Annotated in this window: 15 protein-coding genes; 4 read left to right on the forward strand and 11 right to left on the reverse strand. The window is 70.8% G+C overall.

The annotated features are described in order from the left end of the window. The first annotated feature begins 307 nt into the window (after positions 1-307). Positions 308-1,855 (forward strand): FG-GAP-like repeat-containing protein, encoded by a 1,548-nt coding sequence (locus tag AB0I15_RS52410; RefSeq protein ID WP_358114438.1) that lies wholly within the window; start codon positions 308-310, stop codon positions 1,853-1,855. A gap of 29 nt (positions 1,856-1,884) precedes the next feature. Here AB0I15_RS52410 and AB0I15_RS52415 read toward each other — a convergent pair whose 3' ends face one another. Then, on the reverse strand, positions 1,885-2,370 hold the full coding sequence (locus AB0I15_RS52415) for a hypothetical protein (protein WP_358114440.1): 486 nt from the start codon (positions 2,368-2,370) through the stop codon (positions 1,885-1,887). A 93-nt stretch (positions 2,371-2,463) separates the two neighbouring features. On the opposite strand from AB0I15_RS52415, the gene AB0I15_RS52420 reads away from it, so the two are divergent. Continuing rightward, complete coding sequence (locus AB0I15_RS52420; protein ID WP_358114443.1) at positions 2,464-3,531, forward strand: serine hydrolase domain-containing protein; 1,068 nt, start codon at positions 2,464-2,466, stop codon at positions 3,529-3,531. A 420-nt stretch (positions 3,532-3,951) separates the two neighbouring features. On the opposite strand, the gene AB0I15_RS52425 is transcribed toward AB0I15_RS52420, so the two are convergent. Next, a complete protein-coding gene (locus AB0I15_RS52425) occupies positions 3,952-4,938 on the reverse strand; it encodes an AraC family transcriptional regulator (protein WP_358114445.1) in 987 nt (328 codons plus the stop codon). A 52-nt stretch (positions 4,939-4,990) separates the two neighbouring features. Here AB0I15_RS52425 and AB0I15_RS52430 point away from each other — a divergent pair, with 52 nt between their 5' ends. Both AB0I15_RS52430 and AB0I15_RS52435 read left to right on the forward strand, forming a co-directional pair. Beyond that, complete coding sequence (locus AB0I15_RS52430) at positions 4,991-6,046, forward strand: saccharopine dehydrogenase NADP-binding domain-containing protein (protein WP_358114448.1); 1,056 nt, start codon at positions 4,991-4,993, stop codon at positions 6,044-6,046. 235 nt (positions 6,047-6,281) lie between these two features. Further along, the gene (locus tag AB0I15_RS52435) at positions 6,282-7,226 is read left to right on the forward strand and encodes an NAD(+)/NADH kinase (protein WP_358114450.1); all 945 of its coding nucleotides are present in this window, start codon (positions 6,282-6,284) and stop codon (positions 7,224-7,226) included. Between the two features lie 100 nt (positions 7,227-7,326). On the opposite strand, the gene AB0I15_RS52440 is transcribed toward AB0I15_RS52435, so the two are convergent. The 9 genes from AB0I15_RS52440 to AB0I15_RS52480 form a co-directional block, all read right to left on the reverse strand. Beyond that, complete coding sequence (locus tag AB0I15_RS52440) at positions 7,327-8,007, reverse strand: L-2-amino-thiazoline-4-carboxylic acid hydrolase (protein ID WP_358114453.1); 681 nt, start codon at positions 8,005-8,007, stop codon at positions 7,327-7,329. 386 nt (positions 8,008-8,393) lie between these two features. Then, positions 8,394-8,609 carry a hypothetical protein gene (locus tag AB0I15_RS52445; protein WP_358114456.1) on the reverse strand — a complete coding sequence of 72 codons (216 nt, stop codon included), beginning with the start codon at positions 8,607-8,609 and terminating at the stop codon, positions 8,394-8,396. An 83-nt stretch (positions 8,610-8,692) separates the two neighbouring features. Further along, complete coding sequence (locus AB0I15_RS52450; protein ID WP_358114459.1) at positions 8,693-9,160, reverse strand: hypothetical protein; 468 nt, start codon at positions 9,158-9,160, stop codon at positions 8,693-8,695. Between the two features lie 460 nt (positions 9,161-9,620). Further along, positions 9,621-10,895, reverse strand: coding sequence for an amidohydrolase (locus AB0I15_RS52455; RefSeq protein WP_358114462.1), 1,275 nt, complete (start codon positions 10,893-10,895; stop codon positions 9,621-9,623). 37 nt (positions 10,896-10,932) lie between these two features. Next, complete coding sequence (locus tag AB0I15_RS52460; RefSeq protein WP_358114465.1) at positions 10,933-12,462, reverse strand: ABC transporter substrate-binding protein; 1,530 nt, start codon at positions 12,460-12,462, stop codon at positions 10,933-10,935. 115 nt (positions 12,463-12,577) lie between these two features. After that, the gene (locus tag AB0I15_RS52465; protein WP_358114468.1) at positions 12,578-14,083 is read right to left on the reverse strand and encodes an aldehyde dehydrogenase family protein; all 1,506 of its coding nucleotides are present in this window, start codon (positions 14,081-14,083) and stop codon (positions 12,578-12,580) included. Continuing rightward, positions 14,080-15,096 (reverse strand): ABC transporter ATP-binding protein, encoded by a 1,017-nt coding sequence (locus AB0I15_RS52470; protein ID WP_358114470.1) that lies wholly within the window; start codon positions 15,094-15,096, stop codon positions 14,080-14,082. The genes AB0I15_RS52465 and AB0I15_RS52470 overlap by 4 nt, the downstream gene beginning before the upstream one ends. Beyond that, entirely contained in the window at positions 15,093-16,097 is a 1,005-nt protein-coding gene (locus tag AB0I15_RS52475; protein ID WP_358114473.1) for an ABC transporter ATP-binding protein, read from the reverse strand. The genes AB0I15_RS52470 and AB0I15_RS52475 overlap by 4 nt, the downstream gene beginning before the upstream one ends. After that, the gene (locus AB0I15_RS52480; protein WP_358114476.1) at positions 16,094-16,906 is read right to left on the reverse strand and encodes a GntR family transcriptional regulator; all 813 of its coding nucleotides are present in this window, start codon (positions 16,904-16,906) and stop codon (positions 16,094-16,096) included. The genes AB0I15_RS52475 and AB0I15_RS52480 overlap by 4 nt, the downstream gene beginning before the upstream one ends. Positions 16,907-16,955: the final 49 nt, after the last annotated feature.

A 16,955-nucleotide genomic window follows, 5' to 3' on the forward strand; every position in this document is an offset into this window, starting at 1 on the left:
GGACACCGAAGGCTGGACCCAGACACTGCTGTCAGCCAGCCCCGACACCGTCACCTGAGTGGGAAGTGCCCCGGCACCTGCCGGGGCACTTCGCATGCCTGCAGATACTCGACCACGGCACGGCGGACCACGACCTGCCCCGCTCACGAGCGAGACGACGGGCCTGCTGCTTCACGAGAAAGTCCGCGCGAATCGGTTGGCCGCCGTGCAGCCCCGCCATGTGGACATACCGCGTGTATACCGGTACTTCGTATTCTGCCAGGTCATGAGATGGATGAGATCCGGCCTCTGTGCCGCCCTGATAGCGATGTCGACGGCAGTGACCGTCCCCGAGTCCGCCGCGGCTCAGGCGAGCGGGCTGAGCCCGTACGACCAGTTGGTCCTCTCGCACGAACCTGCGGCGTACTGGCGGCTGTCCCACCCGTCGGCCGGCACGGAACTCGACCGGGCCGGCCACGGCCACAAGGGCACCTTCCGCGGCGTCACGAGCTCCGAACAGCTCCCCAACAGGGACGGCGCCGCCGTCTTCAACGGCACGTCGGGCTACTTCGAGGTGCCCAACGCCAAGGCCTTCCACATCTCCACCACCGGGAAGTTCACCGTCGAGGCGTGGATCAGGCCGCACACCCTGAACTTCCCCGACGTGGAGCAGGACGGCTACATCTACTTCATGGGGAAGGGCACGAAGTCCCGCGAGGGCGGCGACCAGGAGTGGGCCGGCCGCATCTACAACAAGTCCCACCCGGAACGCCCCAACCGCGTCTCCGGCTACGCGTGGAACCCCGAGGGCGGATTCGGGGCCGGCGCCGCCTTCCAGCACCCGATGACGGCCGGCCAGTGGATCCACGTCGCGGTCACGTTCGACACCTCCGAGGGCACGTACGGGAAGGTGCGCATCTACAAGAACGGCGTGCTCTCCGGCTCCGACAACCTCGTCTATCACCCGGGCCGCGAGGACGAGGTCATCGTCAAACCCAGGCCCGGCCCGGCCCCCGTCCGGGTGGGCACGCGCAACTTCGCCTCCTATTTCAAGGGCGCGATCGGGAAGTTCGCGATGTACGACCGCGCGCTCACAGCGGGCGAACTCCGCTCGCACTACGCGGTGATGACCGGCGCGAACCAGGACTTCAACCGCGACGGGGTCGGCGACCTCTTCTCGGCCGCCACTGGGACGCTGACCATCTGGAACGGTACGGGCGCCAACGGCTTCGCCGCCGCCACGCCCGTCGGGCCCGACTGGGACGCCTACAGCCGGCCGATCGCGGGTGACTTCAACCGTGACGGCCTCACCGATCTGGTCGCCTCGAAGAAGGACGACCACACTCTGCACGTCTGGAACGGCAAGGGTGCCAACGACTTCACCTCCGCCCAGCAGCTCGGGCCGGGCTGGGCGCCATATGAGAGCACGTTGACCTCGCTCGGCGACATCAACCGGGACGGCAACGACGACATCGCGGCCACGTACGACGGCACGCTGTACGTCTGGAACGGCAAGGGCGGGAACGCCTTCGGCCCGAAGACCGCCATCGGCGTCAACTGGGGTGCCTACACCCGGCCCATCGGCGGGGATTTCAACGGCGACGGGATCGGTGACCTGGCGGCGGTGAGGAAGGCCGACCACGTTCTCTTCATCTGGAACGGCAAGGGTGCCAACAATTTCACCCCCGGCCAGGAAATCGGACCGGGCTGGGAACAGTACGCGAGCACGCTGATGACGCCCGGCGACATCAACCAGAACGGCATCACCGATCTCGCCGCCGTCCACAACGGCACCCTGTACATCTGGAACGGCAAGGGCGCCAACACGTTCGGGATCGCCCAGTCCCGCGGGTCGGGCTGGGCAGGGCATTTCTGATCCCGCCCTTCATTGATGTCACCAGGCACTCAGTCGAGCACCCGCACGTGCTGTGCCGGAACATCCGGCAGGACGGCGACGTCCTCGATTTCGATCTGGTGAACACTGGCGGCGATCATCAGGGCGGCGGCCATCGTCGCCACCGTCGCGACGGCGGCCGCCCGCCAGCGGCGTCGCGGTCCCGTCCGAGCGGAATCCGGTTCCGGTTCTATCGGCAAGCCCATGTCGAGCCGCATGCGGGCCGCACTCCACGCCGCGGCCGCCTGCTCGTCAAGACCGCAGCCGCGGACGAACGCCGTAACCACCTCCGCGCGGGGCAGTGTCCGGCGCTTGAGCATCCCGGCCGCGGTCGAGTACGGCAGGTGGTGGCCCGCCCGGTGCGCCTGGGACTGGATGTCGCGGTAGCTGCGCCCGGACCAGGCTTTGAGCCGTTGGAGCGCGGCCACGAACTCGGCGTCGGTGTGCGCGGCAGCGGGGTCGGGCCGTCCTGACCGCTCTTCTGATCTGGTGCTCATAACCTGGCAGTACAGCCGAGTCGCACAGATCCGCACAAGCCGGAACAGCACATTCCTTGAGCGCGGGCCCGCGGATCGGGCAGCGTCGAAGGCGTGATCTCCCCCTGGTTCCACGCCGCTCTCGCCGGCGTTCTGATGTCATCCGCTCCGGTCCATCAACGGATCGAGTCGTTTCTTGATCGGACGTTGCCGCCGGGGCCGGGCGGCACGGTGGCCGTGGCCCGCCACGGCAGGCTCGTGCACTGTGCCGGGTTCGGCCTGGCCGACCGCGAGACCAGGACCCCGGCTCGATGCGACACGGCCTACGACGTCATGTCGATCACCAAGCAGTTCACCGCAGCCGCGATCATGAAGCTGCAGATGACGGGCAGGCTGCGCACCACCGACCGGCTCGGGGTCCACCTCGGTCCGGTGCCGGCCGACAAGCGCCTGATCACCGTACGCCAGCTACTGACCCATAGCTCCGGCCTGCGTGACCTCGGCGACGACTACGCCCCCGTCTCCCGCGACACCATGGTGCGGCGGGCCCTCGCGTCACCGCTGCGGTCGAGGCCGGGAGCCGAGTTCCACTACTCCAACGTGGGCTACAGTCTGCTGGCCGCCATCGTCGAGCGCGTGTCCGGCAGCTCGTACGAAAGGTTCCTGGCCGAGCACCTTTTCGCCCCCGCCGGCATGACCAGCACGGGATACGTGCTGCCCCGCTGGGCGCCCGGCCAGGTCGCGATCGAGTACGACAGGCGCGGCACGAGACGAGGGCGGCCCACCGAGCATCCCTGGGCGGCCGACGGGCCCTACTGGTACCTGCGTGGCAACGGCGGCATGCTCTCCACCGCCCGCGACATGTACCGCTGGCATCGGGCGCTCGAGGCAGACACGATCTTGTCCCGCCGGGCCAAGGCGGAGTTGTTCACCCCGCGGGTGCTCATCGACCGGAAGGCGAAGGTGTACTACGGCTACGGCTGGGGCGTGCTCCCGCGCACCGAGCACGGCCGCGTCGCCGAACATGACGGCGGCAACGACTGGTCCTTTGGCGAGTTCGCCCGGTTCCTCGACAAGAAGGTGATGGTGTTCTGGATCACCAACCAGGCGTATCGGACGGGGAAATGGAACCTCGAGGACATCAACAGCAAGCTCACGCTGGGTCTGGTCCGAGCTTTGTGACCCGAGCCCTCGGATGACGCCGCGCTGCTCGGCGTTGCCTCTCTCAGGCAACCGATCGGCGCGCGCGGAATTCACCGCGAAAGCTTCCGGGTGCCGGACATCAAGGACACGGTGTTCGCGGAACTCGGCATCACCGAGCGCAACGTCGTCATCGAGTGCGGGCCCCCGGAAGCGATCAAGCACGCCGTACGGGCGAGGCTCGGGGTCGCGTTGCTCTTCCGCGCCTCGGTTTCGGAGGATCTGGCCGGGGTTCGCTTCAGGAGATCCAGATCGCCGATGCCCGGCCGCGTCTGCCGATCTTCACCGTCTGGCGCGCCGACAAGCGCCTGTCCCCCTTGCAGCGCAACCCGCTGACCGTCATCCGCGACGCGCTGTCCCCCTGACGTCCCGCGGCCCGGCCGGTCATAGCGGTGGGGGCTGTCAAAGAAGATCCTGGGATCCGGACGACGTGGGTTCGAGCTCCTGACGATGGCGCCTCTCCCGCCGGTACGCGCCCGGCGGCAGGCCGTACGCCCGTTTGAAGGCATGCGCGAACGCGTACTGCGAGGTGTAGCCGACCTTGCCCGCCACCACGTTCGCGGGCACGTCGGCGGAACGCAGGAGCCGGGCGGCGATGGTCATGCGCCACCACGTGAGGTAGGCCAGCGGCGGCTGGCCGACCAGCCCGGCGAACCGGCGGGCGAAGGCCGCCCTGGACAGGCCGGCCTGCTCGGCCAGTTCCGCGACGCTCCACTGCCGTCCTGGCTCGCTGTGCATGGCGCGCAAGGCGGCCACGACGGGCGGATCGTGCAGGGCGGCGGTCCATCCGGTGGGGGTGTCCTTGTGCTCGTCGAACCAGGCGCGAAGGATGTGCAGCAGGAGCACGTCCAGCAGCGCGGACACCATGGCATCGCTCCCCGGGCGGGAGCTTTCCAACTCGCCGCCGAGAAGGTCGAGCGCAGCGCGCAGCTCGACGTGACGGCCGGCCCGGGCCGGCAGGTGGACGATGTCCGGCAACTCCTCCATGAGCGGATGCCTGCGTGAGCTGTCGAGCAGGTAGGCCCCGCAGAGCATGACGGTGAGCGGGGCGGCGTCGCGTGCCTCCTCCGCACCGGACGCGTCGACGAGCGGAGTGGACAGGCTGTCCGCCAGCCCGTGCGCGGCACCGCGCGACAGGAACACCATGTCACCCGGGCCGAGAGCAACAGGATCGCCCCGCTCCGGGATCAACCAGGCCGTGCCCTGGAGGACCACGTGAAACCCCGCCCCTTCGCTCGCCGGGAACCTCCGGCCGAACGGGGCGCTGTGGCCGACACGCCCCGAGTGGGGCAGGCCGGTGCGCAAGACACGGATCACGTCGGACAACACATCCATATCCGAAGACGATAAAGCAAACATCGGCGCTTCTGACGCATTGGGAGTCTCCATATGTGCCCTCTACGGTAGGCGTGACCAGCGATGATCCTGATCGGAGAACCACATGAAGATCGCCGTTTATGGTGCGAGCGGTTACCAGGGCAAGCTCGTCCTCGCCGAGGCCGTCCGACGGGGTCTCGACCTCGTGCTGACCGGCCGTGACGCCGCGCGCCTGCGGCAGGCCGCCGCCACCGTCGGACTGTCCGGCCCGGACATCCGCCTGGCCGCCGCGGACGACCACCAGGCTCTGCTCGCCGCCTTCCGGGAGGCCGACGCCGTGGTCAACTGCGCGGGACCGTTCACGCCGACGGGCCCGGCGGTGGTCCGGGCCGCGATCGCCGCGGGCGTACCCTACGTGGACACCGCCGGCGAGCAGCCGTACGTCAAGGCCGTCTTCGACACCTTCGGCGCGCAGGCGGAGGCCGCCGGGGTGAGCGTCGTGCCCGCCGCGAACGACGCCTGCGTTCCGGGCGATCTGATCGCGGCCCTCCTCGCCGAACGCCTCGGACCGCTCGAGGAGATCACCAGCATCCACGTCATCACCGGTGGCGGCGGCCCGTCCCGCGGCTCGCTTCGATCGGTGATCGAGAGCATCGACATCATCAAGGCGGGCGGCCTGGTGTACGACGACGGCGACTGGCGCGTGGGCCTGCCCGCCCGGAAGACCTCGATCACGCTGCCGGGAGGCGCGGAAGCGATCCCGGTGGCGAAGTTCCCCCTGACGGAGGTCGTGACCATCCCCCGCCATGTCCAGGTCCGGCACGTCGAAGGACTGGCCGAGGCCGCGCTCAGCGCCCGGCTGAGCGTTCCCCTCGATCCGTCGATCATCGCCGATCTGCCCGAGGGGCCCACCGAGCAGGCCCGCGAGAGCCAGCGGTTCACGTACGTGCTCGATGCCGTCGCGCTCGACGGCCGCCGGGCTCGCGGCGTGGTGGCAGGCCCGGACACCTACGGGACGACCGCCACGATCGCCGTCGAGAGCGCCCGCCGCCTCGTCACCGGCCCGGCCAAACCCGGCGTGCTCGCTCCCGCCCAGGCCTACGACCCGGCCGCCTTCCTGGACTTTCTCCTGCTCCACGACGTGCGCTGGACCATCGAGGAGGACACGGCGGGCAACTGAGCGCCCGCCGCCGCAGGTCTATTCCTCCGCGGAACGGCTTGCGGTGGCGGGCACGCGGCATGCCTCAACGGTAAAGAATGCGGGGAGCAACGACCAGTGCACTCAGGGTGCCCGTGCGCCTGCGTCGTCCGATCACCCACATCCCGTCGTCCGGACCGTCACGAGCGGGGGCGTCACCGGTGCCCACGACGACCCGGTCCCGCAGGTCGCCGCAGGTTTGGGTAGGTGCCTCTTCGTGAAGATCTCGTCAGACCAGTCGCACCTCACCCTGGGCCTGGTGGTGCATCCGTCCCGGCCGGTCCTGGACTCCGTACAGGTGATCACCCGGTACGCGCGCCGCACCGGAGCCACCGTCATCGCCCGCCCGTGCGACGCCGAGCGGCTCGGGCCGGAGGTCGTCTCCGTCCCGGCCGAGGAGTTCGCCGACCGGGTGGACGGTGTGATCAGCCTGGGCGGCGACGGCACCATGCTGGGCGCGATGCGGCTGGTGGTCGGCCGCCAGGTGCCGGTGCTCGGCGTCAACCACGGCCACCTGGGCTTCCTCATCGAGGTCACCCCGTCGGAGCTGGAACAGGCCCTGGACCGCCTGGCCGAGGGCCGCTACACGCTCGAACCGCACAGTTGCCTGGAGGCGGGCGGCTTCACCGCGTTCAACGACATCGTGGTCGCCTCCGCCGAGCCGCTGTCCAGCCTGACGCTCGACCTCGAGGTCAACGGACTGCGGCACGGCTACTACCGGGGGGACGCGGTGATCGCCTGCACCCCGACCGGCTCCACCGCCTACAACTACGCGGCGGGCGGCCCCGTCATCTCACCGTCCGCCCCGGCCGTCGCCCTCACCCCGGTCGCGCCGATGTCCGGCATCAGCCGTTCCGTCGTCCTGGGCAAGGACGACCACATCGTCCTGCGCAACCCGTCCGAGAACGCGCCGCTGCTCTTCTCCGTGGACGGCACCCCCGCCGACCCGCTCCGGCCCGGGGCCGAGCTGTCCATACGGCTGCGCACCGAGGCCGTGGACGTCGTCCGGTTCGACGCCGACACCCATTCCCAGCGCAACCGGGTCAAGCTCAGCCTGTTGGACCTGCCGCTCCGGCGGGACCAGCTCGTGGAGCTCATCCCCCAGCCGCTGCGCGAACAGGCCGAACGCCTGCGTCAGGCGCACGCGGACCCGGCTCAGTAGTCGCCCGTCCGCGCCCGCCGCCGATCCCCGCCGGACGACGGCGGCGCGCGCGGGGGCTCCGCCACGGCTGCGAAGGAACCCCCGAACGGCTATGAGGGCGTCAGCCCGCTTCGTGGTTCCGGCTGAAGTGGAAGGGGCAATGCGTGCCGCCCGTTCCGATGGTGGTGCGGCGATCGAACCGGAAGCCGTGCCTGCCGGGTTCGATGGCCTCGATCCAGTTGGCGTCGAACGCGCACATGACCGGGGTCAGTTCCGGCGCCGCGTTGGCGACCAGAACGTCGTGGTAGAAGCACTGACGCACGTCGAGGTGGTAGCGCCGATCGTCGTCGACCGGCCGGGCGAAGACGAACCCCTTCCCGAACGCGTGCTCCTCACGGGATCTGCTCAGCTCCACCATGGCCTGAAAGGCGTCCGGCGCGTTGTCCAGCATCGCCCGCGTGCCCTCCTTCATGGTGTCGCCGAGCGGTTCGACGAACGACGTACGCACGGCGGCGAGGGCCTTCGCCTGGCCCAGCCTGGGCAGGAGGAACTCGTAGGCGGCCACCAAGGCCAGGGTCATGCGCAGGTTGTGGCGGGCGGGTTCGTCGACGATCAGGTGCTGATTCGCCGCTTCGAGTTCGCTCTGACGTGCCCGCATGGCGGTCGTGAGCTCGACGGGGAGCGCGTGCTCGAGCAGGGTCGCGGCGAGGTGATCGTAGAACGCGTCGATCAGCAGCGTCGTGTCGCGATCGGGGTCGGGGACGTAGTCGCCTTCGGCGAGCCCGAACTGGTCGGTGGACATGATGGTCCTTTCGTGTACGGCTCGGCGCGTACACGACCGTGATCCCGCGTGAAGGCGTGACTGGTCGTGCTCGCGACCGAGCGAGCACGCCAGCGCACTCCACCGACCGACCAGGCGCTGACAGGCTTGTGTATATTTTCGCCGCCAGTCTGGCACGCCGCCGACGATCATGTCCAACCGACCGCCGGATCAGCACGCGCTCCAGGTCGTCCATGCCGTACGCACCGGCGGTTCGGGGCCCTGACAGAAGCCGAGTTGACGCCGGGTGCAGGCGGGCCGGCAGGCGACCGCGGCGAGTTCGGCCCACGTGGCGGACGAATGGGCTGTGCCCGGCAGCGGATGCAGTTCGACTGATCGATCCCCTACGATGCGCCGGACCGGCCGGCTCAGGCGCTGGCGGCGGTTCGCCACCGCTGCACGATGGTGACGTCGTCCGGGTCGCCGTGCCAGGCGGTCTCCTCGGGCAGCGCGTGCGGCAGCCAGACCGCGTAATCCGGGGCATCGGGCGCGATGTCGCGGGTCCCGTCAACGCGGGTCCCGTCCGGCAGCACGTGTGGATCGGGGACGCGCAGAATGCCGCCGGCCAGCATGATGGCGGTCATGAGCGGCACCCCTTCCGTCTCACCTGTCACCCTTCCCCGCTCAGCATAGCGCGCGGCCCCCGCCGGGAAAGGGACCGTTTCGCTCAGCCGATCCCATAACGGCCCGAGAACCACAGATAGGCGCGCCGAGCCGCACCCTCGTCACCGAACAGTTGGATCAGGCGCCTGGCCCGCCGGATGAGCACGCAAGCGAAAGCCTCGGCATAGAGTTCGGCCGCGTCATGTCCGTAGGGCGGCGCCAGACGCGAGGCGTGCACCGCGTGCAGCCGGGCCCAGGACGCCTCGCGTGACGGCATGCCGTCCAGGTGATCGATGGCGTGCCCCAGCTCGTGGCCGGCCACGCTGACCGACGGCGACGGCACACTGCCCACCCCGATGCGACGCTGGTTGGGGTCGTAGATCCCGGCGCTGCGTTCCCAGCCGCCCTGCTGGACCGGCAGCGCGACGCCGCGAAGCGCCTCGAAGCCGGGTAAGTCCGGTACGGCGCCGGGCCCGATCACGATCCCGCCGTCCAGATGAGCGGCCAGGCGCGTACCCAGGGCTCGTGGCACCGCGGATAACGTCATGATGGCCAAAAGGGCCTCTGCGGGCGGAAACGTGCCCGGCGGCCAGGCCCGGTGCACCCGATGCTCCAGAGCCCCCACGTGAAGCCAGCCCGGCCGTCCCCTGCTCTGGCCGGCCAACCCCATCTCCCCCGATGCCCATCCCGAACAACCCGCTACCGACAGCCCCGCCGGATGAAGATCAAGGGCCGAGGGACAACATTGATGATCACGACGCACTTTAGCGGGAGACAGGGCGCCACGCATCCACACCCGTCGAGCACGAAGCCGCCGCCTAGCAGCGCGCATCTCCTCATGCGCTGCCGTCGCGACACGGGGAACGACAAAGGCGCCCGCAGGGCCGAAGGGTGCCGAGATCCCGCCCGGCGCGCACGGCCCGGTCAGGTTGCTCCCCCGCTCCACTGGTGGCACCTCAGAAGCGACCCGTGGCCGCGAGCGGCGGGAAGTCTCAGGAGCGGATGAGCGCGGTCAGGAGGTCGGCGGCCGGGGGCAGGGCGGACTCGTTCAGGTCGAAGGAGGGCGAATGGTGTGGTCCGTAGGTTCCGGCGCCCACGAGAAGGTAACCGGCGAGTCCGCCGCGTTCCTGGACGTGCCGCATGAAGAGCGTCGCGTCGTCGCTCGCGCGCAGGGGGCGCGGTGGCACAAGACGCAGCCCGCAGCCCGGGGCGAGGGTTTCGATCTTGGTCAGGATCGCGTCGTCGGTGGTCGCGCTGGTCGCCCAGCCGGTTCTGGTGATGTCCACGGTGACGCCGTGCATGGCGGCCGCGCCGTTGAGGACGTCGCGGGCCCGCCGCTCCAGGTCGTCGTGCTCGGCGGCGGAGTCGGCCCGGATCTCTGCGCCGAGGACGGCGTGGGCGTTGACGATGTTCGGCGCACCGGGTGCGTGCAGTGTCCCGGCGTTGACGCGGGTCGTCGCCGTCGCGTAGCGGGGCAGGGCGTGCAGGCCCAGAACGGCGGACGCCGCCGCCACCAGCGCGCTGCGGCCCTGTTCGGGGGCACCGCTGGCGTGGGCGGCGACCCCGGTGAACTCCGCGCGCAGTTTCGAGGTCCCGTACAGCTCGGTCGCCGCCGCCACGCATCCGTCCGGGGTGCCGAAACCGAGGTGTACGGCCAGCAGGACGTCGACGTCGTCGACGAGCCCGGCGGCCACCATGGGAGCGGCGCCGCGCACGCCCTCCTCGGCGGGCTGGAACAGCAGCCGTACGGTGCCGGGGAACCGCCTGTCGGACAGCAGGGCCGCCGCCCGCAGCGCGATGGCCATGTGCCCGTCGTGCCCGCAGGCGTGCATCGCGCCGTCGATGTCCGAGCCGAATCCCTGGGCCGCCGGGTGGTGGCCGCCGGAGCGGCTCTCCTGGATCGGGAGGGCGTCCATGTCCACCCGCAGGCCGACCAGCGGACCCGGGCGGGTGCCGCGCAGCTCCGCGACGAAGGCGGTGTTCCCGCCGCGGAAGCGGCGCACCGACGCCGCCGGCACGCCCTGTGCGGTGGCCCGCCGGGCGGCGGCGTCGAGCTCGTCGTGGCTCGGCAGGCCAGGGTGATCGCGCACGTCGACGAGGTCGTGGCCGCCGCGGAGCCGCCAGCCCAGGTCGGACAGGAGGCTCCAGGCCAGGTCCGCGGTCTCGATCTCGAGGAAGCCGACCTCGGGCCGCCGGTGCAGGTGGCGGCGGACGGCGGTCGCGTCCAGGGGGTCCGGCCGGGCCCCGGATCGCCGGCGCGTGCTCACGGTGTCCCGGGGCCGGGGTGTTGCCGGGAAGCCGTGGTCACGACAGCTTCGTGTCCTTTGTGAGCAGGGTCCGCTCCAGCGGGTCGGTCGGCAGGCCCTTGACGGTGTCCGCGACGCCCACGGTGAGGCTTTCGTGGACCAGCGGGACGAAGGCCACGTCGGTGGCCATCTGGGTGGCGATCTGACCGTAGAGGGCGTGGCGCTTGGTCGAGTCCGCCATGCTCCCGGCCTCCTTGACGAGCGCGTCGACCTTCGCGTTGCAGTATCCGGCGAGGTTGAAGCTGCCCTTGCAGGTTCCGTCCGAGCGCAGAATGCTGATCGGCTCGGGCAGGTCGATGAGGTGGTTGCGGGACAGCAGGGTCGCCTGGAAGTCGCCGCTCATGAGGTCGTCCTCGACCGAGGCGTAGTCCCCGGTGCGGATCTTCACGGTGATGCCGGCCTCGGCCAGTTGCGCCTGGATCACCTGCGCGAGGTCGGCGAACTCGGGCCGGTCGGAATAGGCGATGAGCTCGAAGCCGAGGGAGCCGGGGTCGATGCCGGCGGCGGCCATGGCGGCCTTGGCGGCGGAGGCGTCCCCCTGCACGGGCTTCAGCCCGGCCGGCGTCCAGGGCTCGTCGGGGGTGAACGGCCCGGCCGCCGCGGTGGCGGTGCCCTCGTAGACCGCCTTGACGATGGCGTCGAGTCCGATGGCCTTCTGGATCGCGCGGCGGGCCTCGACCTTGTCGAAGGGGGCCTTGCGGGCGTTGAGGTAGAGGCCGGTGGTGCGGGGCAGCGGAACCTGCTGCAGGGTGATGTTGTTGTCGCCCTTCAGGGTGGTGAGGGTGGTGATGGGGAGGTTGGCGGCCACCGAGACCTCACCGGCGCGTAGCTGTGTGGCACGGGTGGAGCCGCTCTCGGCGTAGCGGATCTCGGCGCTGTCGAGGGCGACGTCGCCGCCCCAGTAGCCGTCGTTGGCGGTCAGCGACAGCGACTGGCCGGTGCCGATGCCGGCGATCTTGAACGGTCCGGTGCAGGTGCCGACCGGGTTCGTGGTGGTGCCGGAGAACGCCTCGGGGGCGAGGATCCCGGTGTTGGGGACGCTGACCCGTAGCGGCAGGAAAAGGTCCTCCTCGGGCGTGTCGATCCGCAGGGTCCGGTCGTCGACGGCGGTGACCGAGGAGATGACGGTGGGGGCGAAGCTGCGTGGCGGCGCCGGGGCCTTCAGCAGCCGGTTGAGGTCGTCGGCGACGACCTTGGCCGTGAGCGCGGTGCCGTTCTGGAACGTGGTCTCGCGGATGGTGAACGTCCAGGACTTGGGCTCCGTCTGCTTCCACTCCGTCGCCAGAGCGGGCTGAGCCTGGTTGTTCCCGTCCACGGCCACCAAGGTCTCCAGGCAGCCGGCGCGGGTGAGGGTGAAGGCGTCGTCGGTCTCCAGGGCGTACCCGGAGTCGGGCGCCCACAGGTCGGCGATGATCAGCTTGGAGCTGCCGCTCGCCGCGGTGTCGGGACTCCCGGAGTCGAACGAGCAGCCGGCGAGCACGACAAGGGCTGTCGACAGGCCGGTGAGGGTTTTCAGAGTGCGTGCCATGCTGGTGTTCCTCCGGAACGTCGTGGGGGGTGAGCAGGAAGATGGGCACCCCGGCATGACCGGTCGACGGTCGTTCGTCGCGGTCGGGTGGGGCAGCGGACGGGTGGTCGGGGGCTCAGCCGATGGAGGTCAGCCGGGCTGCGATGACCTTGGGTGCGGTCATCGCCACGACGGCGCTGGTGACGCCTTCCCGGCCGATGCCGCTGCGGTGGAAACCGCCGAACGGCATGGCGTCGATGCGGAAGTCGGACGTGTCGTTGATCATCACCGCGCCGGCCCGCAGGCGGCGGGCCGTGCGCAGGGCCGCGGTGGTGTCGCGGGTGAACACCCCGGCCTGCAGGCCGGTGGCCGCGCGGTTGGCCTGGCCGACCGCGTCGTCGAGATCGATCACGGGCAGCACGCTGACCACGGGGCCGAAGATCTCGTCGGTGACGATGGGATCGCCGGGGGCGAGGTCGGTGAGGATGGTCGGCTGGTAGGTGGCTTCGTGACGGACGGCTCCCGCGCGTACGACGGCGCCGCGGGCGACGGCCTCCTCGACCCGGCGCTCCACGAGCCGCGCGGCCGCCGCGTCGATGAGCGGCCCGACGTCGGTGGCCTCGTCGTGTCTGCTACCGACGCGCAGATGGGCGGTCGTGTGGGTCAGGTGGCCGAGCAGTTCGTCGTAGTGCTGGGCGACCACGTAGACCCGCTGCACCGACAGGCAGTTCTGTCCCGCGCACCCGAACGCCCCTTCGGCTATGGCCTGCGCGGCCGCCCTCAGGTCCACGCCGTGGTCGACGATGACGGGGTTGGATCCGCCCAGCTCCATCAGCAGGGTCCGGGCGCCGGCCAGGCGGGCCACCTCGTCGGCGGTGCGGACCCCGCCGGTGAAGGAGACGACGTCGACGCCGGGGTGTGAGACCAGCTCCCGGCCGGCGGTCGGGCCGCCTGGCAGCACGGCGATCCGGTCGCCGGGAACGCCGGCCTCGAGGAGCAGGTCGGCGAGGGCGAGCGCGGACAGCGGCGTCGCCTCGTGCGGCTTGACCGCGATGACGTTGCCGGACAGCAGCGCCGGGCCGACCTTGTGCGCCACGAGGTTCAGCGGGTCGTTGAACGGGGTGATGGCGGCGACGACCCCGAGCGGTTCCCTGCTGCTCCACCCGAGCCGGTCCGCGCCACGGGAGGTGTCGTCGAACGGCACGCTGGCCCCCTGCAGGGCGTGCCCCGCGGCGGCGGACAGTTGCAGGGTCTCCGCCGCGCGGGCCACCTCCCGGCGGGCGTCCCTGATCGTCTTGCATCCTTCGGAGCCCACGATGGCGGTGAACCGTCCGGCCTGCTGCCGCAGCAGGTCGGCGGCGCGGTGCAGGGCCTCCCGGCGCTGCCACAGCGGCCAGTCGGTACGGTCGGCGGCCGTGCCGGCCCGGAAGGTGTCCACGAGCGCGTCGACGGCGGCGCGCACCTCCGCGGCGGTGCTGTCGGCGACCTCCCCGAGGAAGGCGCCGGTTTCGGGGTCGGTGACGGCGGTGTGCCGTTCCGTCTCCCGCCAGCGTCCGCCGGCGAAGGCCTGACCGGGCGGGGTCCAGCGGCCGGCGGCGGGAGACGCGCCCGACGCGGCGGCGCCTCCGGTCATGAGGCTCATGCGGGGACCTCCTCGACGACCAGCCGGCTCCGGCTCTCCGCGGAGCGGTGACAGCGGACGTGGTGGCCGTTACCGGTGTCGACGAGGTCGGGTTGCTCGGTGCGGCAGTGGTCGGTGGCCAGCGGGCAGCGGGTGTTGAAGCGGCAGCCGGAGGGCGGGGAGACGGGGCTGGGCGGTTCGCCCGTCAGGTGGTCCGGCGCGCCGGCGTCGATGCGGTGTCCCTGACCGGAGTGCAGCAGCGCCAGGGTGTAGGGGTGCAGGGCGCCCGTGAAGATGTCGTCGTGCGTGGCCATCTCCACGACCTGGCCGAGGTAGAGCACCGCCACCCGGTCGGCGAGGAACTTGACCACCCTGAGGTCGTGGGAGATGAACAGCATGCTCAGCCCTCGTGAGCGGCGCAGATCGACCAGCAGGTTCAGGATGGTCGCCTGCACGGAGGCGTCCAGGGCCGACACGGGCTCGTCGCAGACGAGCAGCTTGGGTTCGAGCAGGAGGGCTCTGGCGATGACCACCCGCTGCAGTTGCCCTCCGGAGCAGTCGCCCGGCCGGCGCTCCAGGAAGCCGTGGTCCAGGCCGACCTCCGCCAGCGCGGTGATGACCCGCCGCAGGCGTTCCTGCGGCGTGCCGATGCGGTGTTGCTGCAGGGGGGCGAGCATGGACTCCCGCAGCGTCATGCGCGGGTCCAGCGCGGAGTGCGGGTCCTGGAAGACCAGTTGCGCCGCCCGGCGCAACTGGCGCAGCCGGGCGCCGCGCAGCTTGCCGACCCTCAGCCGATCGACGGCGATCTGTCCGGAGTCGACTGGTATGAGGCCGAGCAGGAGCCGGGCCAGCGTGCTCTTGCCGGAGCCGGACTCACCGACCAGCCCCATGACCTCCCCCGTACGGATCCGCAGGGACACGTCGTCGACGGAGTGCACGTGCGGCCGGCGCCCGAACCCGTTGCGCGACAACGGATAGTGCTTGGTGACGTGGTCGATGACGGCGATGTCGGAGATGTGGGCGGGGTCGTTCATGCCGGAACCTCTCGTCGAGGGTCGATGGTGACCCAGCAGCGGGAGTTGCGACGGGTGCCGCAGCCGGTGAGATCGGGCTCCTCGCTGTCGCAGTGGGAGCCCAGCTCCGCGTCGCCGTCCGCCACGGCGCAGCGCGGGCGGAAGCGGCAACCGTTGCTGACGGCGTGCGCCGAGGTGGCGTTCCCGGGGATGGTGTGCAGGTGGCCGGTGTCGTCGGTCTGCAGGGTGGAGCAGCGCAGCAGTGCCCGCGTGTACGGGTGCTCGGCGGCGGTGATGACCTCGGCGGCCGGTCCGTCCTCGACGATGCGGCCCGCGTACATGACGGCGATGCGGTCGGCGATGGAGGCGACGGTGGTGACGTCGTGGGAGATGAACAGGACCGACATTCCGGTCTCGACCTGCATGGCGGCGATCAGCCGGAGAATCTGCGCCTCGACGGTGACGTCAAGGGCGGTGGTGGGTTCGTCGGCGATGAGGACGTCGGGGTGGGCGGCCAGCGCCATGGCGATCATGACGCGCTGGGCCATGCCGCCGGACATCTGGTGCGGATGGTCACCGGCGCGCCGTTCGGGATCGGGGATCCCGACCGCGGCGAGCAACTCCACGACCCGGCGGCGGGCGGCCTGCCGGTTCATGCCGAGATGCCGGCGCAGCGGCTCGGCGACCTGGCTGCCGATGGTCGCGGTCGGGTCGAGCATGCGCTTGGGCTGCTGGTAGAGCATGGAGATGCGCCGGCCGCGGACGCCGTCGAGCGCCCGTGAGGAGGCCGCGAGCAGGTCGAGGTCGCCCAGCCGCAGGCCCTCGGCGTGCATGTGCAACCCGGTCGGCAGCATGCGCAGCACCGAGTGGGCGGTCATGCTCTTGCCCGACCCTGATTCACCGACCAGGGCCAGCACCTCGCCGGCGTCGAGGGTCAGGCTGACGCGGTCGAGGATGGGTGGGGCCTGTCCGGGCCGACCGGCGTGCACCGTCAGGTCGCGGACCTCCAGACGCGCGCTCATGGCTGCTCCCGGGGATGCGGTGGGACCTCTTGGTCGTCGTCGTGGCGGTAGCCGTCGGCGTGTTCGTGAAAGGTCTGGTCGTGCGCCGACGGGCCCTGGTGGTGGTGCGGGTGCGGGCGGAGGTGCTTGCGCGGCCGGTCCGAGGCCACCGGCCGGAGCTCGCCGACCTCGGCGAAGTGACGGTCCAGCAGCTCCTTGGCGGCGACCCTGTCACCGCTGGCGATGACGTGCAGCAGTTGCTCGTGCTCGACCGGCAGCTTGGACCGATCGCTGTAACTGTCGACGATCATCCGGAAGCAGAGCTGCATCTCGTTGGCGATGAGTCCGTACAGCCGGTCCAGCCGGCTGCTGCCGGCGGCGTGGACGAGCCGGCGGTGAAAGGCGAGGTCGAGGGCGGCCAGTGCGCTCTCGTCGGCGTGGCCGACGGCGTCCCTCATCCGCGCGACGATCACCTCGAGGTCGGCGACCAGGCTCGCGGAGACCCCTCGGGCGGTGACCCGGCGCAGCGCCTCCCGCTCGATCGCCTGGCGGGCGACGAAGATGTCCTCGAGATCCTCTCTGGTCAAGGTGGGGACGAAGACCCCTTGGCGGGGGTAGCTGACCAGCAGACCTTCCTGCACCAGACGTTGCATCGCCTCGCGCAGCGGGCCGCGCGAGACCTCGAAGTACGCCGCGAGCTCGACTTCGTTCATCTGGGTTCCGGGTGAGAACTCCCCGCCGAGGATGCGGTCGCGCAGCAGCCCCGTGACCACCTCCGTCAGCGTGCGCTTGGAGGTCTTGCCCGCCGGGGCCGGGGTCTGATGGCTCATGAGTGTGCTTCTCCGGGTTTGTGTGCCGTCCACACCGCGCACGGTCTGC

The sequence above is a fragment of the Nonomuraea sp. NPDC050643 genome (genome assembly GCF_040654715.1).
Classification (GTDB): domain Bacteria; phylum Actinomycetota; class Actinomycetes; order Streptosporangiales; family Streptosporangiaceae; genus Nonomuraea.